General features: G+C 70.7%; 25 protein-coding genes and 1 pseudogene. 21 read left to right on the forward strand and 5 right to left on the reverse strand.

Annotated features, from left to right (window positions below; all coding sequences use genetic code 11):
• Window positions 1-150: 150 nt before the first annotated feature.
• The 11 genes and pseudogenes from AB0K09_RS10515 to AB0K09_RS10565 form a co-directional block, all read left to right on the forward strand.
• Window positions 151-558 (forward strand): annotated as a pseudogene (locus tag AB0K09_RS10515) (NTP transferase domain-containing protein); the annotation flags it as partial.
• Between the two features lie 366 nt (window positions 559-924).
• Entirely contained in the window at window positions 925-1878 is a 954-nt protein-coding gene (locus AB0K09_RS10520) for an N-acetylneuraminate synthase family protein (RefSeq protein ID WP_366064946.1), read from the forward strand.
• 11 nt (window positions 1879-1889) lie between these two features.
• A complete protein-coding gene (locus tag AB0K09_RS10525) occupies window positions 1890-3158 on the forward strand; it encodes a hypothetical protein (RefSeq protein WP_366064924.1) in 1269 nt (422 codons plus the stop codon).
• A gap of 132 nt (window positions 3159-3290) precedes the next feature.
• Window positions 3291-4568: an amidohydrolase gene (locus AB0K09_RS10530; protein WP_366064925.1), complete on the forward strand. Its 1278-nt coding sequence runs from the start codon at window positions 3291-3293 to the stop codon at window positions 4566-4568.
• A gap of 133 nt (window positions 4569-4701) precedes the next feature.
• Window positions 4702-5733, forward strand: coding sequence for a BMP family ABC transporter substrate-binding protein (locus AB0K09_RS10535; protein ID WP_366064926.1), 1032 nt, complete (start codon window positions 4702-4704; stop codon window positions 5731-5733).
• A 224-nt stretch (window positions 5734-5957) separates the two neighbouring features.
• On the forward strand, window positions 5958-7565 hold the full coding sequence (locus AB0K09_RS10540; RefSeq protein ID WP_366064947.1) for an ABC transporter ATP-binding protein: 1608 nt from the start codon (window positions 5958-5960) through the stop codon (window positions 7563-7565).
• Window positions 7562-8668: an ABC transporter permease gene (locus tag AB0K09_RS10545; RefSeq protein WP_366064927.1), complete on the forward strand. Its 1107-nt coding sequence runs from the start codon at window positions 7562-7564 to the stop codon at window positions 8666-8668. Before AB0K09_RS10540 ends, AB0K09_RS10545 begins: the two co-directional genes overlap by 4 nt.
• Window positions 8665-9951: an ABC transporter permease gene (locus tag AB0K09_RS10550; protein ID WP_366064928.1), complete on the forward strand. Its 1287-nt coding sequence runs from the start codon at window positions 8665-8667 to the stop codon at window positions 9949-9951. Before AB0K09_RS10545 ends, AB0K09_RS10550 begins: the two co-directional genes overlap by 4 nt.
• The gene (locus tag AB0K09_RS10555) at window positions 9948-10343 is read left to right on the forward strand and encodes a cytidine deaminase (RefSeq protein ID WP_366064929.1); all 396 of its coding nucleotides are present in this window, start codon (window positions 9948-9950) and stop codon (window positions 10341-10343) included. Before AB0K09_RS10550 ends, AB0K09_RS10555 begins: the two co-directional genes overlap by 4 nt.
• A gap of 95 nt (window positions 10344-10438) precedes the next feature.
• Window positions 10439-11722 (forward strand): thymidine phosphorylase, encoded by a 1284-nt coding sequence (locus AB0K09_RS10560; RefSeq protein ID WP_366064931.1) that lies wholly within the window; start codon window positions 10439-10441, stop codon window positions 11720-11722.
• Between the two features lie 82 nt (window positions 11723-11804).
• Window positions 11805-12338, forward strand: coding sequence for a GNAT family N-acetyltransferase (locus AB0K09_RS10565; protein WP_366064932.1), 534 nt, complete (start codon window positions 11805-11807; stop codon window positions 12336-12338).
• A 2-nt stretch (window positions 12339-12340) separates the two neighbouring features.
• Here AB0K09_RS10565 and AB0K09_RS10570 read toward each other — a convergent pair whose 3' ends face one another.
• Window positions 12341-12865, reverse strand: a complete 525-nt coding sequence (locus tag AB0K09_RS10570) for an ATP-binding protein (RefSeq protein WP_366064933.1) — start codon at window positions 12863-12865, stop codon at window positions 12341-12343.
• Window positions 12866-13101: 236 nt separating this feature from the next.
• On the opposite strand from AB0K09_RS10570, the gene AB0K09_RS10575 reads away from it, so the two are divergent.
• Both AB0K09_RS10575 and AB0K09_RS10580 read left to right on the forward strand, forming a co-directional pair.
• Window positions 13102-13980, forward strand: a complete 879-nt coding sequence (locus AB0K09_RS10575) for a helix-turn-helix transcriptional regulator (protein WP_366064934.1) — start codon at window positions 13102-13104, stop codon at window positions 13978-13980.
• An 8-nt stretch (window positions 13981-13988) separates the two neighbouring features.
• Window positions 13989-14171, forward strand: coding sequence for a DUF397 domain-containing protein (locus tag AB0K09_RS10580; protein ID WP_366064935.1), 183 nt, complete (start codon window positions 13989-13991; stop codon window positions 14169-14171).
• 418 nt (window positions 14172-14589) lie between these two features.
• Here the strand turns inward: AB0K09_RS10580 and AB0K09_RS10585 are convergent, their stop codons facing one another.
• Entirely contained in the window at window positions 14590-15423 is an 834-nt protein-coding gene (locus AB0K09_RS10585) for a MerR family transcriptional regulator (protein WP_366064936.1), read from the reverse strand.
• A 147-nt stretch (window positions 15424-15570) separates the two neighbouring features.
• Here AB0K09_RS10585 and AB0K09_RS10590 point away from each other — a divergent pair, with 147 nt between their 5' ends.
• Together AB0K09_RS10590 and AB0K09_RS10595 are read left to right on the forward strand one after the other, a co-directional pair.
• Window positions 15571-16212, forward strand: coding sequence for a DUF4360 domain-containing protein (locus AB0K09_RS10590; RefSeq protein ID WP_366064937.1), 642 nt, complete (start codon window positions 15571-15573; stop codon window positions 16210-16212).
• Window positions 16213-16241: 29 nt separating this feature from the next.
• Entirely contained in the window at window positions 16242-16904 is a 663-nt protein-coding gene (locus AB0K09_RS10595) for a DUF4360 domain-containing protein (RefSeq protein WP_366064938.1), read from the forward strand.
• A gap of 61 nt (window positions 16905-16965) precedes the next feature.
• Here AB0K09_RS10595 and rpsN read toward each other — a convergent pair whose 3' ends face one another.
• Together rpsN and rpmB are read right to left on the reverse strand one after the other, a co-directional pair.
• Window positions 16966-17271: a 30S ribosomal protein S14 gene (gene rpsN, locus AB0K09_RS10600; RefSeq protein ID WP_366064939.1), complete on the reverse strand. Its 306-nt coding sequence runs from the start codon at window positions 17269-17271 to the stop codon at window positions 16966-16968.
• Window positions 17271-17507, reverse strand: coding sequence for a 50S ribosomal protein L28 (gene rpmB, locus AB0K09_RS10605; RefSeq protein ID WP_366064940.1), 237 nt, complete (start codon window positions 17505-17507; stop codon window positions 17271-17273). Before rpmB ends, rpsN begins: the two co-directional genes overlap by 1 nt.
• A gap of 82 nt (window positions 17508-17589) precedes the next feature.
• Between rpmB and rpmG the strand changes: the two genes are divergently transcribed.
• From rpmG to AB0K09_RS10630, 5 genes are all read left to right on the forward strand, one after another.
• On the forward strand, window positions 17590-17754 hold the full coding sequence (gene rpmG / locus AB0K09_RS10610) for a 50S ribosomal protein L33 (RefSeq protein WP_366064941.1): 165 nt from the start codon (window positions 17590-17592) through the stop codon (window positions 17752-17754).
• 5 nt (window positions 17755-17759) lie between these two features.
• Window positions 17760-18017 carry a type B 50S ribosomal protein L31 gene (locus tag AB0K09_RS10615; protein ID WP_366064942.1) on the forward strand — a complete coding sequence of 86 codons (258 nt, stop codon included), beginning with the start codon at window positions 17760-17762 and terminating at the stop codon, window positions 18015-18017.
• 23 nt (window positions 18018-18040) lie between these two features.
• A complete protein-coding gene (locus AB0K09_RS10620; protein WP_366064948.1) occupies window positions 18041-19168 on the forward strand; it encodes a GTP-binding protein in 1128 nt (375 codons plus the stop codon).
• A 39-nt stretch (window positions 19169-19207) separates the two neighbouring features.
• Window positions 19208-19447: a 30S ribosomal protein S18 gene (gene rpsR, locus AB0K09_RS10625; protein ID WP_366064943.1), complete on the forward strand. Its 240-nt coding sequence runs from the start codon at window positions 19208-19210 to the stop codon at window positions 19445-19447.
• 83 nt (window positions 19448-19530) lie between these two features.
• Window positions 19531-20040, forward strand: a complete 510-nt coding sequence (locus AB0K09_RS10630; protein WP_366064944.1) for an O-acetyl-ADP-ribose deacetylase — start codon at window positions 19531-19533, stop codon at window positions 20038-20040.
• A gap of 7 nt (window positions 20041-20047) precedes the next feature.
• On the opposite strand, the gene AB0K09_RS10635 is transcribed toward AB0K09_RS10630, so the two are convergent.
• Complete coding sequence (locus AB0K09_RS10635) at window positions 20048-21157, reverse strand: alpha/beta hydrolase-fold protein (protein ID WP_366064945.1); 1110 nt, start codon at window positions 21155-21157, stop codon at window positions 20048-20050.
• A gap of 241 nt (window positions 21158-21398) precedes the next feature.
• On the opposite strand from AB0K09_RS10635, the gene AB0K09_RS10640 reads away from it, so the two are divergent.
• On the forward strand, window positions 21399-22010 hold the full coding sequence (locus AB0K09_RS10640; protein WP_366064949.1) for a Uma2 family endonuclease: 612 nt from the start codon (window positions 21399-21401) through the stop codon (window positions 22008-22010).
• The last annotated feature ends 91 nt before the right edge of the window (window positions 22011-22101 follow it).

The raw sequence follows: 22101 nt of genomic DNA on the forward strand, positions 1-22101 counted from the left end.
CGCGCTCCGCCGCGCCGCGCGCGCCGCCCTGCGCGACGCCGCGCGCGGCGCCTACCGCCACGGCGTGCAGCGGGTCGCCCCCGCCATCCGCCGGCTGGGGGAGCTGTGACCGGCCGGCCTGCCGAGCACCACACGACCAAGGAGCACGCGATGTCCGCCGGACCGGCCGTCCTGGCCGTCATCCCCGCACGCGGCGGGTCCAAGGGCGTACCCGCCAAGAACCTCGCGGCCGTCGGCGGCCTCCCGCTCGTCGCCCGCGCCGTCCGCGCCTGCCGGGCCGCCCGCCTCGTCACCGACGTCCTCGTCTCCACCGACGACCCCGCCATCGCGGCCGCCGCCCGCGCCGCCGGCGCGGAGGTCGTCCAGCGGCCGCCCGCCCTCGCCGGCGACACCGCCAGCAGTGAGACGGCGGTCCTGCACGCGATGGACGCCCACGAGGCGATGCACGGCAGGGTCGTGGACACGGTCCTGCTGGTCCAGTGCACCAGCCCCTTCCTCACCGCCGAGGACGTCGACGGCGTCGCCGCGGCCGTCCTCGAACAGGGCGCCGACTCCGCCCTGACCGTGGCGCCCTTCCACGGCTTCCTCTGGCGCGCCGGCACCGGCGGCGGCACCGGCGTCAACCACGACAAGGCCCACCGCCCCCGCCGCCAGGACCGGCCCGAGGACCTGCTGGAGACCGGGGCCGCCTACGCCATGCGGGCCGAGGGCTTCCGGGCGGCGCGGCACCGCTTCTTCGGGCGCACCCTGCCCGTTCGGACCGACGCCGCCCGGGTCCTGGAGATCGACGACCCCCACGACCTCGCCCGCGCCAGAGCGCTCGCCCCCCTCCTCACACCCCTGAGCCCCCGCAGCCCCGCCACTGCCCTCCCCACCCCCACTGTCCCCGCCTCCACCGTCCCCCTCACGAAGGAACCGCATCGCATGAGCGCCGCTCGCCCCGTCCGTCCCGTCACCCTCGCCCCGCGCACCCGGCTGCTCGGAGACCGGCCCCTCGGGCCCGGGCACCCCGTGTACGTCACCGGCGAGATCGGCATCAACCACAACGGCGACCTCGACAACGCCTTCGCCCTCATCGACGCCGCCGCCGACGCCGGCTGCGACGCGGTGAAGTTCCAGAAGCGCACCCCCGAGGTCTGCACGCCGCGTGACCAGTGGGACATCGAGCGGGACACGCCCTGGGGCCGGATGACCTACATCGACTACCGCCACCGCGTCGAGTTCGGCGAGGACGAGTACCGCGCCATCGACGAGCACTGCCGCGAGCGCGGCATCGACTGGTTCGCCTCGCCGTGGGACGTCGAGTCCGTGGCCTTCCTGGAGAAGTTCGACCTGCCCGCCCACAAGGTCGCCTCCGCCTCGCTGACCGACGACGAACTGCTGCGCGCCCTGCGCGCCACCGGCCGCACGATCATCCTGTCGACCGGGATGTCCACGCCGCAGCAGATCCGGCACGCGGTCGAGGTGCTGGGCAGCGAGAACATCGTGCTCTGCCACGCCACCTCGACCTACCCGGCCAAGGCCGCCGAGCTCAATCTGCGGGTCATCAACACCCTCCAGGCCGAGTACCCCAACGTGCCCATCGGCTACTCCGGTCACGAGACCGGTCTGCAGACCACCCTGGCCGCCGTCGCCCTCGGCGCCTCCTTCGTCGAGCGCCACATCACCCTCGACCGGGCCATGTGGGGCTCCGACCAGGCCGCCTCCGTCGAGCCCGGCGGACTCCAGCGGCTGGTGCGGGACATCCGCGTCGTCGAGGAGTCCCTGGGCGACGGGGTGAAGCGGGTGTACGAGAGCGAGCTGGGGCCGATGCGGAAGCTGCGCCGGGTGGCGGGCGTCGTCGCCGAGGGCGGCGACCGCGAACCGGTCGCGGTCTGACGGGCGGGCCGGTGACCACCCCCGCGGGGCCGGAACGGGCCGGCACGCTCGCCTTCGTCGAGAGCCCGGTGCAGCTGCTGAACGTCCTGGAGTGGGCGCACCACAGCCGCACCGGCCCCGGCGGCACCGGGGCCGACCCCGCCCCCGGGACGCCCGTACCGGGCCCCCGCGAGGCGCCGCCCCCGTGGCGGGCCGGCGTCCCGCGCCAGCCGGGGCGCCACGAGGCCGATCACGAAGCCGATCACGAGGCCGATCACGAGGCCGGCCCCGGAGGCGGCCCGCACGACGCCCCCGCCGCCGGCCTGCTGATCGTCGTCCTCGCCCCGCACGACCCCATGACGCGCGGTCAGCTCCGCCGCATGACCGAGCTGGCCCGCGACGAGGGACACCGCGTGCGCTGGGAGGAGGCGCGCGGCGGCCCCGGCGCGCCCCTGAGCACGATCGCCTCCCTCGCCGGGCCGCTCCGCGCGGCGCGCCGGATCGTCATCGGCGACCCCTTCTCGCGCTACGTCCAGCTGCTGCTGACCATCACCCGCGCCCGTGACCTCGTCGTCGTCGACGACGGCACGGCCACCATGGAGTTCGTCGCCCAACTGGCCCGGGGTGAACGCCTCGTACGGTGGCACCGTCACCGCAGCGGGCGGGGCGCACTGGGGGCGCGAGAGCTGATCTTCGCGCCGGTATCCGCTTCTGCGCGCCGGCGGCTCACGCCGAACGACCGGCGCACGGTTGAGGTGTTCACCTCGATGCCCGTCGAGGCCCCGCCCGGGGTGCGGGTCGTGGCCAATGAATTCGCCTGGACCCGGGGCGCCTTCGGTCCGCCCCGCCTCACCCGCGGCACCGACCTCGTCGGCACCTCGCTCGTGGAGACCGGGGTGGTCGACCCCGAGCGCTATCTGACGGCCGTCGCCGACCTCGCCGGGGCGCACGGCGCGACCCGCTACTTCGCCCACCGGCGGGAGAGTCCTGACAAACTCCGCGCGATATCCGCGCGAACCGGTCTGGAGATCGTCCGGCCGGAGCTTCCGCTTGAGCTGATCGCACGACGTGGTCCCATAGGCCGCACGGTCCTGAGCTTCCCCTCGACCGTGGTACACACCCTGCCGTTGGCCCTGGTCGGCACGGGTGTCACGGTCGCCGTCTGCGACATCGACCCCGCCTGGCTCACCGAGGACGCCTCGCCCCGCGCCGAGGGATTCCTCTCCGGAGTCACGGGATCCGCCCGCGACGTACGACGCCTGCGGTACGTCCCCGCGCCGCCGCGTAGCTCAATGGCGTAGAGCGGGCTGGTCTCATGGTGCCGTAAATACCTGTCATACCCTCGGCGTCACCCATCCATGCGGCTGAACTTTTCTTGATCAAGGGGTAGTTAGGCCGTTCGTGGCCCTACTCTTCGCAGGGTGAATCATCTGATGCCCTGCGAAGCCGACCCCGCTCCAAGTGCCACCGCCGGAACCCCCTCCGGGGACGGCCCGCTCCCCGGCACGCTGTCCGCGGAGCTGCGTGCCGAACTCATCGCCTTCCGGCGGGACTTGCACATGCATCCGGAGCTCGGGAACCAGGAGTTCCGCACCACCGCGGCGGTCCGGGAGCGGCTGGAGAAGGCAGGGCTCAGACCACGTACGCTCGCCACGGGCACCGGGCTGATCTGTGACATCGGCACGCAGGGCACGGCCGCCGGCGCGGGCCGGGCGTACGGCGGCTCCGGGCGCCGGCCGGTGCTCGCGATCCGGGCCGATCTCGACGCCCTGCCCATCCCGGACACCAAGACCGTCCCCTACCGCTCGACCGTCCCCAAGATGGCCCACGCCTGCGGCCACGACGTGCACACCACCGTCGTCCTCGGCACCGGGCTGGTCCTGGCCGGCCTCGCCGAGCGCGGGCTGCTGCCCAGCCCGGTGCGGCTGATCTTCCAGCCCGCCGAGGAGGTGCTGCCCGGCGGCGCCCTCGACGCGATCGAGTCCGGCGCGCTGGACGGCGTGGGCCGCATCATCGCGCTGCACTGCGACCCCAAGGTCGAGGTCGGCCGGATCGGGCTGCGCGCCGGCGCGATCACCTCCGCCTGTGACCGGCTGGAGATCGCCCTGGCCGGGGCCGGAGGCCACACCGCGCGCCCCCACCTCACCACCGATCTGGTGACCGCCGCCGCCAGGGTCGCCACCGACGTCCCCGCGCTGCTCGCCCGCCGGGTCGACACCCGTTCGGGCCTGGCCGTCACCTGGGGACGGATGGAAGCCGGCCACGCCTGCAACGTCATCCCGCAGCACGCCGAGCTCGGCGGCACCGTCCGCTGCCTCGACCTGGCGGCCTGGCGCGACGCCCCCGACCTGGTGCACGCCGCGGTCGACGAGGTGGCTGCCCTGCACCGGGCCAAGTCGGAGATCAACTACGTTCGCGGCGTGCCCCCGGTCGTCAACGATCCCGAGGTCACGGGCCTGCTCCGGCGCGCCATGACCGCCCGCCGGGGCCGCTACGCGATCGAGGACACCGAGCAGAGCCTGGGTGGCGAGGACTTTTCGTGGTACCTGGAGCATGTGCCCGGCGCCATGCTCCGGCTGGGCGTCCGCCCGGTCGGCGATACGACCCGTCGTGACCTGCATTGCGGTGATTTCGACGTGGACGAGGAGGCCATCGAGGTGGGCGTGGAGCTGTTCACGGCCGCCGCTTTGCTGGACGGCAACCGAATGTGAGCATTCGGGTCAAGTTATGTTCGCGTCGATCCGATAACGTCTCGCAAGCACCCCTTTTATCTGGTTCTACGCGCGTTACGATGCCCGCGAAACCAGCGCCAATGGAGGCGCTTCGAAAGGTGAAGGGGCCATTGTGCGCCGGGTATCCACGATCACTGCCGCGGGTGTGACCGCCGCGGCTCTCGCATTCACTCTGACCGCCTGTGGCGAGTCCTCCACCGAGTCCGGCGGCGGCGCCGGCAAGGGTGTCGGCCTCGCGTTCGACGTCGGCGGCCGTGACGACCACTCCTTCAACGAGTCCGCGGCTCGTGGCCTGGACAAGGCCGAGAAGGAGCTCGGCGTCAAGAACCGGATGATGACCGCGAAGAACGGCGAGACCGAGGCCGACCGCGAGCAGCGGCTCACCTCCCTGGCCGACGCCGGCTACAACCCCGTGATCGGCGTGGGCTTCAACTACGCCAAGTCGATCGAGAAGGTGGCCAAGGACTACCCGAAGACCACCTTCGCGATCGTCGACTCGGTCGTCTCCGGCCCGAACGTCGACAGCATCACCTTCGGTGAGCACGAGGGCTCCTACCTCGCCGGTGTCGCGGCGGCCCTGAAGTCCAAGAACCACAAGGTCGGCTTCATCGGCGGCGTCAACAACGCCCTGATCCAGAAGTTCCAGGCCGGCTTCGAGCAGGGCGCGAAGGCCACCGACCCCAAGGTCGAGGTCACCTCGGAGTACCTGTACGCCAACAACGACAAGGGCTTCAACGACCCGGCGGCCGCCAAGGACAAGGCCAAGGGCATGCTCGACCGCGGCATCGACGTGATCTACACCGCGGCCGGCCTCTCCGGCAACGGCTCCATCGAGGCGATCTCCGGCCAGAAGGACGCCTGGGCGATCGGCGTCGACTCCGACCAGTACCAGCAGCCGGGCCTGGAGAAGTACAAGGACCACATCCTCACCTCCGTGGTGAAGAACGTGGACGTGGCGGTCTACGACGTCATCAAGAGCGTCAAGGACGGCAAGCCGCTGACCGGCCCGCACCAGTACCTCCTCAAGGACGGCGGCGTCTCGCTGGCCACCTCCGGTGGCTTCATCGACGACATCAAGGACAAGATCGAGGCCGCCAAGAAGCAGATCGTGAGCGGCGAGGTCAAGGTCAAGACCGCTCCGTGATCGCTTCCTGATCGCTCCCTGATGACCGGCCGGTGATCACCGGTCCGTAGCATCGACGCGGGCCCGGCGGGGGGAACACCTCCACCGGGCCCGCACATGCGAGCCAACGCTACGCGCGTAGCGTGCGGTTGACGCGTGTAGCGTCACCACCGCCCCGGAGCCTCCCGGCTCTCCCTTGGCCCCCCGGCCGTCCCCCCGCTCACCTTCTCCGAGGAGAGTGCGCCATCAAAGCGTCCAGCAGTACCGCCAGTGCCGCCCCCGCCGTCGAGCTCGCGGGCATCACCAAGCGGTTCCCCGGCGTCGTGGCCAACCACGACATCCACCTCACGGTCCGCCGTGGCACCGTCCACGCCCTCTGCGGCGAGAACGGCGCCGGCAAGTCGACCCTGATGAAGATCCTCTACGGCATGCAGAAGCCGGACGAGGGCACCATCACCCTCGACGGCGAGCAGGTCTCCCTGCACAGCCCCGCCGACGCCATCGCGCGCGGCATCGGCATGGTGCACCAGCACTTCATGCTCGCCGACAACCTCACGGTCCTGGAGAACGTCGTCCTCGGCGCCGAGAAGCTCCACGGCATCGGCGGCAAGGCCCGCGCGAAGATCAAGGAGATCTCCGACGCCTACGGACTGGGCGTGCGCCCGGACGTCCTCGTCGAGGACCTGGGCGTCGCCGACCGCCAGCGCGTGGAGATCCTCAAGGTGCTCTACCGGGGCGCGCGCACGCTCATCCTCGACGAGCCGACCGCCGTGCTCGTCCCGCAGGAGGTCGACGCGCTCTTCGACAACCTGCGCGAGCTCAAGTCCGAGGGCCTGACGGTCATCTTCATCTCGCACAAGCTCGGCGAGGTGCTCTCCGTCGCGGACGACATCACCGTCATCCGCCGGGGCACCACCGTCGGCACCGCCGTCCCCAGCGAGACCACGCCCAAGCAGCTGGCCGAGCTGATGGTCGGCGAGGAGCTGCCCTCGCCGGAGACCCGCGAGTCGACGGTCACCGACGTCCCGATGCTCACCGTCGACGGCGTGCACCTGTCGGCCACCGACCCGGACGGCGTCGTGCGCGCCGTGCTGGACGGCATCACCTTCACCATCCACAAGGGCGAGGTCCTCGGCCTCGCGGGCGTGGAGGGCAACGGCCAGGCCGAGCTCGTCGAGGCCATCATGGGCATGCGCGACCCCGACGCGGGCACCGTCACCCTGGACGGCCAGGAGATCACCCACGCCCCCACGCGCAAGCGCCGTGAGGACGGCATCGGCTACATCCCCGAGGACCGGCACCGCCACGGTCTGCTCCTCGAGGCGCCGCTGTGGGAGAACCGCATCCTCGGCCACGTCACCGAGAAGCCCAACAGCAGGAAGGGCCTCCTCGACATCAAGGCCGCCCGCACCGACACCGAGCGCATCGTGCGCGAGTACGACGTGCGGACCCCCGGCATCGAGGTCACCGCGGCCTCGCTGTCCGGCGGCAACCAGCAGAAGCTGATCGTCGGTCGCGAGATGAGCCACCGGCCCAAGCTCCTCATCGCCGCGCACCCCACCCGGGGCGTGGACGTCGGCGCGCAGGCGCAGATCTGGGACCAGATCCGCGAGGCGCGCCGCGAGGGCCTGGCGGTGCTGCTGATCTCCGCCGACCTGGACGAGCTGATCGGGCTCTCCGACACCCTGCGGGTGATGTTCCGCGGCCGCCTGGTCGCGGACGCCGACCCCGCCACGATCACCCCGGAGGAGTTGGGCTCGGCCATGACCGGCGCCGCCAGCGGCCACCTCGAGCACACCGAGGAAGGCCAGACCGAGGAGAACGAGACCCGGGAAGGGGGCGACTCCGAGTGAAGAAGATCGACAAGAACAAGCTGATCCTGGGCATCGCCGCCCCGGTCCTGGCGATCGTGACCGCGCTGGTGATCACCTCGATCATCATCGCCGCCACCGGGAAGGACCCCTTCCACGCCTTCCAGGTCATGATCGACTTCGGCTCCAAGGCCGACAGCCAGGTCTGGATCATCAACAAGGCGACGCCGTACTACCTGTCCGCGCTGGCCGTGGCCATCGGCTTCCGGATGAACCTGTTCAACATCGGTGTCGACGGCCAGTACCGCATCGCGGCCTTCTTCGCCGCGGTCGTCGGCGGGGCGCTCACGCTGCCCGGCATCATCGAGATCCCGCTGATCATCATCGTCGCGATGGCGGTCGGCGCGATCTGGGCCGGCATCGCCGGTCTGCTGAAGACCACGCGCAACGTCAACGAGGTCATCAGCACGATCATGCTGAACGCCATCGGCGCCTCGGTGATCGGCTACTTCCTGCAGGACGGCCGGCTCGCGGTGAAGGAGGGCAACCTGATCCACACGCCCTACCTGCCCGACTCGGCCCACTTCTTCGAGATCCCGACCACGCCGAAGCCGATCATGGGCTTCGTCGTCGTCGCGGCCCTCGCGGGCGCCGGCTACTGGTTCCTGCTCAACCGCACCCGCTTCGGCTTCGACCTGCGCACCGTGGGCCGCTCCGAGTCCGCGGCGCAGGCCAGCGGCGTCAGCGTCAAGCGCATGGTCGTCACCTCGATGCTGATCTCCGGCGCCGTCGCCGGTCTCGTCGGCATGCCGACCCTGCTCGGCGTGTCGTACAACTACGGCACCGACTTCCCCACCGGCATCGGCTTCACCGGTATCGCCATCGCGCTGCTCGGCCGCAACAACCCGGTCGGTATGGCGCTGGCCGCCCTGCTGTGGGGCTTCCTGGAGCGCACCGGCACCCAGCTGGAGTTCGAGGGCTACGCCCAGGAGATCGTCGGCGTGATCCAGGGCGTCATCGTCCTCTGCGTCGTCATCGCCTACGAGATCGTGCGCCGGTACGGCCTCAAGGTCCAGCAGCGCAAGGTCGGCGAGGAGCTCGCCGCCCAGGCCCGCAAGAACGAGACTGCGGAGGTGTCCGCGTGAGCACGACTTTCACCGCCGCACTCTCGGAGCGACTGAGCGGCAAGAACAAGGGCGAGCGCAAGAAGCTCTCCTACCCCGTCGTCCTGCTGATCATCGCGGGCTCGCTGCTGCTGCTCTCAGCGCTGCGCGCGATCACCGGTGCGAACGACCTGACCTCCTCCGGCCAGTGGAGCGGCGCGCTCGGCGCCGCCGTGCCGATCGGCCTCGCCGGCCTCGGCGGTCTGTGGGCCGAGCGCTCGGGCGTCGTCAACATCGGCCTCGAGGGCATGATGATGCTCGGCACCTTCTCCGCCGGCTGGGCGGGCTGGCAGCACGGCCCCTGGGTGGCCGCGCTCGCCGGTGTCGTCGGCGGTGCGATCGGCGGCCTCGTGCACGCCCTCGCCACCGTCACCTTCAACGTGGACCACATCATCTCCGGTGTGGCCATCAACATCCTGGCCCTGGGCATCACCCAGTACATGGCCAAGATGCTGTTCGGCGCCGAGGGCAGCGCCGCGCAGCAGGCGGGCGGCAACGACAAGCAGTCGCCGGTCATGCCGGACATGCCGAACTTCTCGATCCCCGGTCTCGCCGACTGGCTGCACTCGATCGAGAAGCACCACTGGTTCTTCGTCTCCGACGTCGCCGGCATCCTCAACGGCCTCGTCGACGACGTGTCCTGGCTGACGATCGTCGCCGCGCTGCTGTTCGTCGGCACCTTCTTCGTCCTGTGGCGGACGGCCTTCGGTCTGCGCCTGCGCTCCTGCGGCGAGAGCCCGGTGGCCGCCGAGTCCCTCGGCGTCAACGTGTACACCTACAAGTACGCGGCCGTGATCGTCTCCGGCGGTCTCGCCGGTCTGGGCGGCGCCTTCCTCGCCATCGGTACGCACATGTACTCCGACGGTCAGACCGGCGGGCGCGGCTACATCGGTCTCGCCACGATGATCTTCGGTAACTGGCGGCCGGGCGGCGTGGCCATGGGCGCGGGCCTGTTCGGCTTCATGGACAGCCTCCAGCTGCGTTCCGGCGGCCCCACCGTCCACGCGCTGCTGCTGGCCCTCGCGGTGCTGCTCGCCGGCTTCGCGCTCTGGCGGATCAAGGCCGGCAAGTCGCGGCCCGCGATCATCTCCGGCGCCGTCGCCGCCGCGCTGGTCATCTGGTACGCGCTCACCAAGACCGTCCCGCTGGAGTTCGTGGACGCCACCCCGTACGTGGCGACGCTGCTCGTGCTGTCGGTCTCGGCGAAGCGGCTGCGGATGCCGAAGGCTGACGGTCAGCCGTACCGGAAGGGCCAGGGCAAGTGACCATTTCTCCCGACTGGGAGAGCCTGCGCGGCCGGGCCCGGGACGCCATGTCCCGGGCCTACGCCCCGTACTCCCGCTTCCCCGTGGGCGCCGCGGCCCTGGTCGACGACGGCCGCGTCGTGACCGGCTGCAACGTGGAGAACGCCGCCTACGGTGTCGCCCTGTGCGCCGAGTGCGGCCTGGTCTCCGAGCTCGTCGCCTCCGGCGGCGGCCGGCTGACGGCCTTCACCTGCTGCGACCGCAACGGCGAGATCCTCATGCCGTGCGGCCGCTGCCGCCAGCTCCTCTGGGAGCACGGCGGCCCCGAGCTCGCTGTGGACACGACGAAGGGCGTCCGCCCGCTCGCCGAGCTGCTGCCGGACGCGTTTGGGCCCTCCGACCTGAATCGTTGAAGATGTCCCCAAGCGCCGGACGGGCTGATCTTTCAGCCCGTCCGGGTCACTTTCCGGACCCGGGAAGACCTGAGGACTACGAACCTAAGGAAAATGTGCTGATGGACGCCATTTCCGTTATCCGCACCAAGCGCGACCGCGGCCGTCTGACCGACGAGCAGATCGACTGGGTCATCGACGCCTACACCCGTGGCGTCGTCGCCGACGAGCAGATGTCCGCCCTCGCGATGGCCATCCTGCTCAACGGCATGGACCGTGCGGAGATCGCCCGGTGGACCGCCGCGATGATCGCCAGCGGCGAGCGCATGGACTTCTCCTCCCTGCCGCTGCCCACCGCCGACAAGCACTCCACCGGCGGCGTCGGCGACAAGATCACCCTGCCGCTCGCCCCGCTGGTCGCCGCCTGCGGCGCGGCCGTCCCGCAGCTCTCCGGCCGCGGCCTCGGCCACACCGGCGGCACCCTCGACAAGCTGGAGTCCATCCCCGGCTGGCGCGCGCTGCTCTCCAACGACGAGATGATGAACGTCCTCCGCGAGGTCGGCTCCGTCATCTGCGCCGCCGGCGACGGCCTGGCCCCCGCCGACAAGAAGCTCTACGCCCTCCGCGACGTCACCGGCACGGTCGAGGCGATCCCGCTGATCGCCAGCTCGATCATGTCGAAGAAGATCGCCGAGGGCACCGGCTCGCTGGTCCTCGACGTCAAGGTCGGCTCCGGCGCGTTCATGAAGAACATCGAGGACGCCCGTGAGCTCGCCTCGACGATGGTCGGCCTCGGCACCGACCACGGCGTCAAGACCGTCGCGCTGCTCACCGACATGTCGACCCCGCTCGGCCTCACCGCGGGCAACGCCCTCGAGGTCCGCGAGTCCGTCGAGGTCCTCGCGGGCGGCGGCCCGGCCGACGTCGTCGAGCTCACCCTGGCCCTGGCCCGGGAGATGCTGGACGCGGCCGGCGTCAAGGACGCCGACCCGGAGAAGGCCCTCCGCGACGGCACCGCCATGGATCACTGGCGCCGCATGATCATCGCCCAGGGCGGCGACCCGGACGCCACCCTCCCGGTCGCCCGCGAGCAGCACGTCGTGACCGCCTCGGCGTCCGGCGTCCTGACCAAGCTCGACGCCTACGCCGTCGGCGTCTCCGCCTGGCGCCTGGGCGCGGGCCGTGCGCGCAAGGAGGACCCGGTGCAGGCCGGCGCGGGCATCGAGATGCACGCCAAGCCGGGCGACTCCGTCGTGGCCGGCCAGCCGCTGATGACGCTGCACACGGACACGCCGGAGAAGTTCGAGTACGCGCTGGCGGCCCTGGAGGGCGGCGTGGACATCGCCCCGGCGGGCACGGAGTTCGTCCCGAACCCGATCGTTCTGGACCGCATCGCGTAAGCGCTTGCCGCTCTTTTCGCAGGTGAACGGGGCCGGTGGACTTCCACCGGCCCCGTTTCCCGTCTCTGGCATGATCCCGCCCATGTCTCTCGACCTGACCCGCATATCCGACGGGCGCGACGTCCCGCCCGGACTCCGGCGCGAACTGATCGACTGCTGGATCGCGGTCACCAACGCGGGCGGCGCGGCGGGCTTCCCCTTCCCGCCGGTCGATGACGAGGACGTCGCGCCCGCGGTGGACGGCCTCCTCGCCCGCCTCACCCCGCAGCACGCCCGTCTGCTCGTCGCCCGCGCCGACGGCGCCCTCGCCGGCTGGGTCTTCCTCGCCCGCGACCCCTTCCGGCTGGTCGCCCACTGGGGCACCCTCAACCACCTCCAGACCCACCCCGCCTTCCGCGGCCGCGGCATCGGCTCCGCGCTCGTCCGCGCGGCCCGGGAGGCCGCCCGCGAGGACCTCGGCCTGGAGCAGCTGCGCCTCGCGGCGCGGGGAGGCGAGGGCCTGGAGCGCTTCTACGAACGCCTCGGCTGGCGCGAGACCGGCCGCTGGCCGGGCGCACTGCGTTTGGCGCCGGACGACACGCGCGACGAGGTGCTCATGCTTCTGGCGCCGCTGTGACGCTACGGCTGCGGGTGCGCCCCGTGGACGTGCCGTCGTAGCGCGGCGGTCGTCGCCACGGCCCGCCGCTTGTCGCCGCTGTCGACGGCCCGGCGCTGGGCGCCACCCAGCTCCACGCACTCCCCGCAGACCGGCGCCCCCAGCGTGAACCACGTCGCCTTCCCCGGGCCGCCGCCCTGCGTACACACCCCCCACGCCTCGGCGCCGCTCTCGATCAGCATCAGCCCGCGCCCCGACTCCGCGTCGGGCGCGGCGGTGCGCGGCGTCGGCGTGCCGGGCGCGTCGTCATGGACGAGCACGAGCAACTGCTCGCGGTCGGTCCACTCGGCGAGGAGGGTGACGGGCTGCGTACAGCCGCGCGTCCGGCAGGCGTTGACGGCGTTGGTGACGGCCTCGGAGGTGAGCACGAGGGCGGTATCGGTCAGCTCGGTCCGGCTGGCGGCGGTGAGCAGGGTCCGCACGGCTTCGCGCGCGGCGCGGACCCATGCGGGGTGGGGTGGGAAGGCGAGGGAGCAGTCGCTCGTCATGATGCGTCCTTCTGGGGCAGGCGCGTCGCGGTGGCGTTGCCCGTGCCAACTTCCTTGGGCGCGAGTGCACTTCCGCTGCGCGGCGGGTGGGGGAGCTGCCTCGACGGTACGGACACGGGTGATGGTGTTCCAACTGTGTACCCCAAAGAACCCCCGCAAGGGTGATGCGAGGGCGGTCGGGTGGACCGATGTGCGATGCGAGCGCCAGACTGCGCGCACGCGCCACAGGAGGACCCATGCCGCCCAGGACCAGTCCGAGTGAACGACAGCGCCGACTTGGCGCCGAGCTAAGGAAATTGCGCACCCGCGCACGCATGTCCGGCGACGACGCGGCCAAGTTGCTCGACGCGGACCGCTCCCGTGTCAGTCACATTGAGGCCGGGCGGGTCGACGTTCCCCGGAACGGCTTGTACAAGTTGCTACGCGCTTATGAGTGCGAGGAAGGCCCGTACTTCGACGCATTGATGGCCATGGCCCATGATCGAGGAAGGGGCTGGTGGGACGAATTCACCGGTGTGATGGCTCGCAGGGCGCTCGACCTGGCAGAGCTGGAATCGCGATCCACCAGCGTCTGCATCCATGAGCCGACGGTCATTCCCGGCATGCTGCAAACCGAGGACTACGCCCGTGCGGTGATCTCAAGTGTTGAGAGCGATCACCGGACCCTCGACGAGTGGGTGCGGTTCAGAATGGAGCGTCAGCGAGCACTGGCCGACTTCGGCAAGTACCACGCCATCGTCCACGAAACAGCGCTTCGTGTGCGCGTGGGTGACAAGAAGACGATGCGCAAGCAACTGTTGAAGCTCATTGAGGTCGCCCGTCTGCCGCACGTCACGGTGCAGATCTTCCCCTTCGAGAAGGGCCCGTACTCCTCGCACAGCGGTTCGTTCCTGCTCTTCGGAGGCTTGACGCCGGAGCTCGACACGCTCTACCGGGAGTACACCACCAGTGCTGACTTCACCGGGGATGGCAACCGCATCGCCGAGTACGCCAGAATGTTCGAGCGACTGGCAGCCCTGGCCCTCGCTCCCATCGACCCCTCGGCTGCCCCCGAGGTTCAGGAATCCCAAGACTCGCTGAGCCTGCTCCAGCACGTCCTGTACGAACTGCGATAGGTCGCTTCATGTCTCAGCTTGCATGGCACAAGTCATCGTTCAGTACCGGCGGAAACAACAACTGTGTTGAGCTGGTCCCCGCCCCCGGCGGCCTCATACGCCTGCGCGAGAGCGACCACCCCTCCACGATCGTGGCGGCAAGCCCCTCCGCCCTCGCCGCCTTCCTCCGTCACATCAGAGCCGCGCGCTGATCGCCGCTCATCCCTCCCGTCTCCCGCTCCGTGGTGACGCGTTCTGTCCGCCGTGTTGTCGCTCTTGGTGAAGCTGCTGCTGGCTGCCTGGGTGATGATCCGCCTCCGGGCCGGAGATCATTCGCCGCCCCCGGAGCGCAGGCGGGACACCCTGGAGCGGCTCGGCTCGAAGCGCGACATATGGGTGCCGACGGCCCACCCGGACCACGGCCCGCACCAGGTGCCGGCGGAGAGAGGCTCGGGAAGGCAGGACGCGGCCACCGGCACCGCGCTGACCGCCAACTTCGGCCGGACCGTGGGTGGGTGGGACACGGTCGGAGCAGGTCGCGGCGTCCGGCGCGGGCCACCCTGTACGGGCGGGCCCCGTGGGCCGCCGGGCCCACAGGGTTCCGTGGCCCCGGTCGGCACCCGGCCTGCCCTAGACGACCGGCACGGCGATGTCGCAGACGTCGTCCCCCGGCCCCGCCGCACCCCAGTCGGCGAAGTACACCTCGCGAGCCGGGCCGGCCTCCCGGCCGCCGTTCTCGCCGATCCACCGGTATACCGCGTCGTACGCCGAGAGGATCTGCGGGTAACCCACCTGCGCCTTGCTGACCGTCGTGTACGCCTCGCGGTGGGCCGGCTCGGTCCGGACGGCGGCGGTGACCTCCGCGGCCCGCGACGGGTCGATGGGCACACAGAGCTCCACCGGGCCGTCACTGTCCTCGTTCACCTCGCCGTGGTAGACCACGAACGGCGCCGCGACGACGCCCCCGTGGGCCCCCGCGATCTGTTCGAGGCGGTCACAGGCCGCCGGGATCCACTCCGGCAGGTCCTCCGGCCGGGCGTGCCGCTGCTCGGTGAGCACCAGTCGCTCCGGCACCTCGCGCTGCTCGACCTCGTACATGTCGGATCTCCCTTCGCCTCCGGACAGCTGGATGCGGAGGTGCACGGCGAGCTCCCGCTGAGCGGCGACGCGCCGCTCGACGTCCTCCCAGTACCCGGCGACCAGTGCGGCCGCCTCGGGCCCCGGTACGGCCAGGACCGACGCGATGCGGGCGAGCGGCATGTCCAGACCGCGCAGCCGTGCGATCAGCCGGGCGGTGGCCAGCCGGCTCTGCCGGTAGGACCGGAAGCCGGTCACCGGGTCGACCCGGTCCGGGACGAGCAGGCCCTGGCGGTCGTACAGCCGCAGGGCCTTGGGCGAGAGCCGGGCCCGGCGCGCGAACACGCCGATGCTCAGCAAGGGGTCGTCGTCCTCCACGCCCGCCACCCTCCCTTCTGCCCCAGGGGCAAGGTCAATCCGCGCCCCCTCCCGCCCCGGAGCCCGGTTCGGCTCGACTTGGCCTGTACGCGCCCCCTCCCCGGTGCTGGTATGAACCGCGCCGAAGCGAGCCCGCACAACACTGGGAGGGTTCCCATGCTCAGACCCGTACTGTTCACCGGCGCGGCCGCCGCGCTCGCGGCCACCACGTACGCGTCCCCGGCAGCCGCCGCGGCGCAGATACCCCCGCCGGACCGGGTCGTGATCGACGTCGTCGCCGTCAACGGCTCCGGCTGCCCGGCCGGGACCGCCGCCGTCGCGGTCGCCGGCGACAACACCGCGTTCACCGTCACCTACAGCGACTACACGGCCGAGACCGGCCCCGTCTCCCGGCCCACCGACTTCCGCAAGAACTGCCAGCTCGGCCTGAACGTCCACGTCCCCCAGGGGTTCACCTACGCCATCGCCCGGGCCGACTACCGCGGCTTCGCGCATCTGGAGCGGGGCGCCACCGGCCTGGAGCGTGCCAGCTACTACTTCCAGGGCTCGGCGAACACCACCGCCGTCAGCCACCGGTTCAGCGGACCGGTCAGCGACGACTGGCAGACCTCCGACGTGACGGCGGCCGACGCCCTCGTCTACGCCCCCTGCGGGGTGTCGCGCATCCTCAACGTCAACACCGAACTGCGCGTCGGCGCGGGCACCTCGGACCCCGGCACGACCAGCTTCATGGCCATGGACTCCACGGACGGCAGCGTCAACACCCTCTACCACTTCGCCTGGAAGGAATGCCCCTGAGCAGGCACGGCGAGTGAGAGGGAAACCCCATGCTGACCAAGGCGACCGTCGCCTGCCCGGCCGTGGCGCTCCTGGCCGTCTGCCTCGCATCACCTGAGGCGTCCGCCCGGGCGTTCCCGGACGGCACACCGCCACCGGACAAGATCGTGATCGACCTGGTGTCCGTCAACGGCTCGGGCTGCCCCGCCGGGACGGCGAACGTGAACGTCTCACCGGACAACACCGCCTTCACCGTCTCCTACAGCCACTACGTCGCCCAGACGGGAGTCGGCTCCAAGCCGACCGACTTCCGCAAGAACTGCCAGCTCACCCTGAACGTCCACGTCCCCCAGGGCTTCACCTACGCGGTCGCGCAGGCCGACTACCGCGGCTTCGCGCAGCTGGAGAAGGGCGCGAAGGGCCTCCAGCGGGCCGGCTACTACTTCCAGGGCATGTCGCAGACCACGTACGCCAACCACGACTTCGCCGGTCCGTACAGCGACAACTGGCAGGTCACCGACACCACCGACCTCGACGCCGTGGTCTACGCCCCGTGCGGGGCCATGCGCAACCTGAACATCAACACGGAACTGCGCGTCGACGCGGGCACGTCCGATCCGGCCAAGACCACCAGCTTCCTGGCGATGGACTCGACGGACGGCAGTATCAACACCCTGTACCACTTCGCGTGGAAGCAGTGCCCGGCGCGATGACGGGCGGGGAGGCGCCTCCCGTGCCACGGGAGGTGCCTCCTCTCGCGGAGCATGCTTGCGGCTACCAGCTGCTCCTGGTCACGCCCGGGAGCTCCCCGGCGTGGGCCATCTCCCGTACCCGGATGCGGGACAGGCCGAAGGCGCGCAGATGGCCGCGGGGACGGCCGTCGACGGCGTCCCGGTTGCGGACCCTTGTGGCGCTGGCGTCGCGGGGCTGACGGCGCAGTTCGCGCTGAGCCTCGGCGCGCTCCTCCTCGGGAATCCGGGGGTCGGCGGTGATCGCCTTGAGGACGGCGCGGCGTGCGGCGTAGCGGGCGACGACCAGGCGTCGCCGCTCGTTCTTGACGATCTTGCTCTTCTTGGCCATCAGACCTTCCCTCCCCGGGCGCGGATGCGGGCCAGGGCGGCCTCGATGCCGATGGCGTCGACGGTCTTGATGCCCTTGGCGCTCAGCGTGAGCCGGACGTTACGGCCCTCGCTGGGCAGCCAGTAGCGCTTGGTCTGGATGTTGGGGTCGAACCGGCGCCCGGTGCGGCGGTGCGAGTGGGAGATGGTGTTGCCGAAGCCGGGCTGCCGGCCGGTGAGTTGGCAGTGGGCGGACATGGTTCCTCGTCTGGTCGGGGTCTTGAGAGGTCACCGTAGCAGCTTGATGAAAATGAAAATCAATACCGTGTATGCTGCCGGCATGGCCCGCAACGAACTGCGTCCGATCATCAAGCTGAGGTCCACCGCCGTAACCGGCTACACCTACGTGACCCGCAAGAACCGCCGTAACGACCCCGACCGGCTGACCCTGCGCAAGTACGACCCGGTCGTCGGCCGCCACGTCGACTTCCGAGAGGAGCGCTGACACCCATGAAGTCCGGAATCCATCCCGAGTACGGGCCCGTCGTGTTCCGCGACCGTGCCGCCGAGTACGCCTTCCTGACCCGTTCCACGATCACCAGCGACAAGACGATCGAGTGGGAGGACGGCAATACCTACCCCGTCGTGGACGTCGAGATCTCCTCGGCGAGCCACCCCTTCTACACCGGCACCCAGCGGGTACTCGACACCGCGGGCCGTGTCGAGCGCTTCGAGCGGCGTTACGGGCGTGACCGGGAGAAGCGGTGAGCGTCGCATCCCGGCTGCCGGTGATGATCGTCGGCGGTCTGTGCGAGGACGCCCGCCGGGCCGCAGTGGCCGACATCCTGCACACCGTGCCCGGGACCGTGGTGCTGCACCACGACCTGTCGACGGGGCCCGAGGGCTCGGTGCACCGCGTCATCCGCGACATCAACGGCCCGTTCGCCGGCGGACACGCTCCGCTGGTGAACGACTGCGCGTGCTGCGCGCTGCGTGAGGACCTGGTCCCGGAGCTCGTGCGGCTCGCGGACGCCGGAACCTACCGACTGGCCGTGGTCGAGCTGTGGGACTCCGTCGAGCCGCAGGCGATGGCGGCGGTCATCGCGGCGGAGGGCGAATCGCTGGAGCTGACCGGGGTGGCCACCGCGGTCGACCCGGCACTCGTACTGCCCTACCTCTCCAACGGCGATGACCTGGCCGAAGCCGGCCTGGCCGCCGCCCCCACCGACCAGCGCACGGTGGCCGACACCTTCGCCCGGCAGATCGAGTACCCCACGGTCATCGCCCTCGCCGAGGGCGACGAGCCCGCGGACGACGCCGACTTGGCCCTGCTCACCCAGCTGACGCCCGCCGCACGACACCTCCGGGTCGGCGACGGCACCCTCGCGCCGGCCCTGATGGCCGGGTACGACCACGAGGCGGCGGCCGCCCGCCACCATCCCGCGTGCGCGCTGCTCCCGCAGGAGGCCGACGACCACGGTGTCGCCACTCTGGTGTGGCGGCGGGACCGGCCCTTCCACCCTGGTCGGCTCTACGCGGCGCTGGAGGACCTGACCTGCGCGGCCGCCCGTATCCGGGGCAGGTTCTGGCTGGCCGACCGGACCGACACACTGCTGTCCTGGGACGCCGCCGGCGGCGCGCTGTACGTGGCATCCGCCGGGCCCTGGCTGGCCGCCCTGCCGGACGCCGCCTGGGAGATGGTTCCCGCCGAACGCCGCGTCGCCGCCGCACTCGACTGGCACCCCGAGCACGGCGACCGCTGCCAGCACCTCACCTTCACCTCGCCCGGCCTCGACCGCGACAACCTCGTGCTCCTGCTCGACTCGTGCCTGCTCGACGACGCCGAGTACGCGGCCGGCCCGCAGGCCTGGACCGAGCTGTCGCGCGCCTTCGACGAACTGCTCGACCCCGTCTCCTGAAACCCGCAACACCCCTGCCTGTCACGAAAGGAACCTGTCGTGCCCCGTCGCGCCATTGCCAAGTCCGAGCGGGCCAAGCGCAAGGTCAACCCGCTCGACGCCGCCGGCATCAGCTACATCGACTACAAGGACACCGATCTGCTGCGGAGGTTCATATCCGACCGGGGCAAGATCCGCAGCCGCCGCGTGACGCATGTGACCAGGCAGCAGCAGCGACAGATCGCCCGGGCCGTCAAGAACGCCCGCGAGATGGCCCTGATCCCCTATGGCTCCCGGTAGTGGAGCCTGCGGCTCCCGTCCTGACCCGCCCCGGGGCGGGGAATCATGCCCTGCCGGCACCGCCCCTGGGCCAGGATGGGCCCATGAGCGGCATCACCTTCGTCCAGGGCGACATCACCACGCAGCACGTCGACGCCATCGTCAACGCGGCGAACTCCTCCCTGCTCGGGGGCGGCGGCGTCGACGGCGCGATCCACCGCGCGGGCGGCCCGGAGATCCTCGCGGCCTGCCGTGAGCTGCGGGCCTCCCACTACGGCAAGGGCCTGCCCACCGGCCGAGCCGTGGCCACGACGGCGGGCCGACTGCCCGCCCGGTGGGTGATCCACACGGTCGGCCCGGTCCACAGCCGTACCGAGGACCGCTCGGAGCTGCTGGCCTCCTGCTACCGGGAGGCCCTGCGGGTGGCTGACGAACTGGGCGCCCGGACCGTCGCGTTCCCCGCCATCTCGACCGGCGTCTACCGCTGGCCGATGGAGGACGCGGCGCGCATCGCGGTGGAGACGGTGCGGCAGACGCCGACCTCCGTGGAGGAGGTGCGGTTCGTCCTCTTCGACCAGCGGGCGTACCTGGCGTTCCTCGCGCAGGAGGAGTGAAGGGCGGTCAGGACGCCGGGACCGGCCCCTCCATCTGCTCGCTTATCCACTTCATCGGCTCCGCCATGTTCGAGAGGTACGTGCCTCCGTTGTGGGTGCCGCCCGGTATCTCCCAGGTCTTGGTGTGGACCGGGCCCTTGCCGTAGGTCGCCGTGAACTTCTTGACGTCCGCGATCATCTTCGCGTTCTCCTTCGAGCCGTACTGGAAGGCGATGTAGACGTCGGGCCCCTTGGCGGCCTCCAGCTGCTTGGCGAGCACCTCGGGGTTGTTCTCGGCCTTCTCCTTCTCGTGGCCGCGCCACAGGGGGGAGTCCGGGACGATGTCCGGGCCGTTGGCGATCGCGGTCTTGAACTTGTCCGGGTGCTTGAGCACGGACTTCAGGCTGGCGAAGCCGCCCGTGGAGGAGCCCATGTAGCTCCAGCCGTCGCGGGACTTGATCGTCCGGAAGTTGGCCTTCATCAGGTCCGGGACGTCCTCGGTCAGCCAGGTGCCCATCTTGGGCTGGTTCGGGATGTCACTGGCGTCCCAGTAGATGCCCTTGTCGTCCGGGCCGGGGTTGAGGATCGGCATGGCCAGCAGGAACGGCTTGCTCCGGCCCTCCTGGTACCACTGGGAGATGCTCTTCTCCAGCGAGAGCTTCTGCGGGCCGAACTCGCCCACCGACCAGTAGTTGCCGTCGTTGCCGGGGCCGCCGGGCAGGGCGATCATGACGGGGAAGCCGCTCGACGCGTACTTCGGGTCGCCGTACTCCTTGGGCGCCCAGACCCACACCTTGCCCTTGAACCCGGACTTCTTGCCGTCGAGCTTGACGACGCTGACGTGGGTGCCGTCGGGGAGGGTCTTCTCGTTCTTGAAATCGGCCTGGGGACCGGTCGGCATCAGCACCTTGGAGTCGGCGGACCCCTTGCCGCCGTTCGCGTTGTCGGTACCGCCGCCGCCGTAGCTGACGGGGTCGCCCTTGTCGGTGAACGGCGGGATCTCGTAGTAGCTCATCACCGGCCAGGCGATCAGGCCGAGCACGGCGACGGACGCCACGCCGACAAGCAGCCGCTTGGCGCGGGAGGCCCGGCGCCGGCCCGCAGACTGGTAGTCCCCGGTGGGTGAATTCGTGATCATGCTCGTTCGCTCCGCTGGTACTGCCCCGCATGGACAAGACGGTCGGTTCTCTCCTTGCTGATGGCCGATCCGGGTACCGAGGTTCCGGAATCGGCCCTTCAGGTGCGGCTTGGCACAGAACCGTCATAAAAGCGGCCGGAGGCGGGACCGGTCTGCTCGTATGAGTGAACGGGATCGGTGGCCCCTTCGGGCTCCCGTTCGCCATGCTGGGATCGGTGACGTTCCGATGAAGGAGACCGCCGTGAGTGCACTCACTGTCGACCACTCGCAGGGCGCCGGCCCCGAGTGGGAAGAGCTCGTCCGTATCTGGGAGGAGACGGACGCGCCCGAGGGCTGCAAGGTGGAGATCATCGAGGGGATCATCACCGTGTCACCAGCGCCGGCCAACCGGCACAACAGCATCGCCTGGAAGCTCCAGCGCCAACTGGCCAAGGTCATTCCGGATGACTGGGGCATGTATCAGACCCTGGCCGTGGCCGTGCCGTCGCGCAGCGGCCTTTTCATTCCGGATCTCGTCGTGGTCCCCGAGGCGGTGGTGGACGATGTTCCGGACGAGAGGGACGGCTCGGAGAACTTCATCCAGGCCGCGGAGGCCGAGCTCATCGTGGAGATCACCTCCAAGTCCAACGCGCGCCAGGACAGGATCAGCAAGCCGGCCGCTTACGCCCACGCCGGTGTGCCGCTCTATCTGCTCGCCGACAGGTGGGCGCCGGGTGGACCGACTGTCACCCTCTACGGCGAGCCGAAGGACGACGTCTACCGAGTCCTTCAGGCGGGAAAGTTCGGCGACGAACTCCGTCTCCCCGCGCCGTTCGGCTTGTTGATCGACACGGGCGTGTTTCCCGCGAGCTGATCTCCTGGCCTACGCCGAAGGGCTCGCCCCGCCACGACCTGCGGCGGAGCGAGCCCTCGCTGTCCGGTAACGGGTGGGTGGGTGGGAAGAG

It is taken from the genome of Streptomyces sp. NPDC049577, from assembly GCF_040675635.1.
Lineage (GTDB): Bacteria > Actinomycetota > Actinomycetes > Streptomycetales > Streptomycetaceae > Streptomyces.

Bases quoted from the DNA above. Each gene is read 5' to 3' on its own strand.
- AB0K09_RS10575 (WP_366064934.1), top strand. From the start codon at position 13,102: ATGCCGCCCAGGACCAGTCCGAGTGAACGACAGCGCCGACTTGGCGCC.
- AB0K09_RS10565 (WP_366064932.1), top strand. From the start codon at position 11,805: ATGTCTCTCGACCTGACCCGCATATCCGACGGGCGCGACGTCCCGCCC.
- AB0K09_RS10530 (WP_366064925.1), top strand. From the start codon at position 3,291: ATGCCCTGCGAAGCCGACCCCGCTCCAAGTGCCACCGCCGGAACCCCC.
- AB0K09_RS10520 (WP_366064946.1), top strand. From the start codon at position 925: ATGAGCGCCGCTCGCCCCGTCCGTCCCGTCACCCTCGCCCCGCGCACC.
- AB0K09_RS10615 (WP_366064942.1), top strand. From the start codon at position 17,760: ATGAAGTCCGGAATCCATCCCGAGTACGGGCCCGTCGTGTTCCGCGAC.
- rpmB (WP_366064940.1), bottom strand. From the start codon at position 17,507: ATGTCCGCCCACTGCCAACTCACCGGCCGGCAGCCCGGCTTCGGCAAC.
- AB0K09_RS10570 (WP_366064933.1), bottom strand. From the start codon at position 12,865: ATGACGAGCGACTGCTCCCTCGCCTTCCCACCCCACCCCGCATGGGTC.
- AB0K09_RS10635 (WP_366064945.1), bottom strand. From the start codon at position 21,157: ATGATCACGAATTCACCCACCGGGGACTACCAGTCTGCGGGCCGGCGC.
- AB0K09_RS10630 (WP_366064944.1), top strand. From the start codon at position 19,531: ATGAGCGGCATCACCTTCGTCCAGGGCGACATCACCACGCAGCACGTC.
- rpmG (WP_366064941.1), top strand. From the start codon at position 17,590: ATGGCCCGCAACGAACTGCGTCCGATCATCAAGCTGAGGTCCACCGCC.
- AB0K09_RS10580 (WP_366064935.1), top strand. From the start codon at position 13,989: ATGTCTCAGCTTGCATGGCACAAGTCATCGTTCAGTACCGGCGGAAAC.
- AB0K09_RS10590 (WP_366064937.1), top strand. From the start codon at position 15,571: ATGCTCAGACCCGTACTGTTCACCGGCGCGGCCGCCGCGCTCGCGGCC.
- AB0K09_RS10620 (WP_366064948.1), top strand. From the start codon at position 18,041: ATGATCGTCGGCGGTCTGTGCGAGGACGCCCGCCGGGCCGCAGTGGCC.
- AB0K09_RS10595 (WP_366064938.1), top strand. From the start codon at position 16,242: ATGCTGACCAAGGCGACCGTCGCCTGCCCGGCCGTGGCGCTCCTGGCC.
- rpsN (WP_366064939.1), bottom strand. From the start codon at position 17,271: ATGGCCAAGAAGAGCAAGATCGTCAAGAACGAGCGGCGACGCCTGGTC.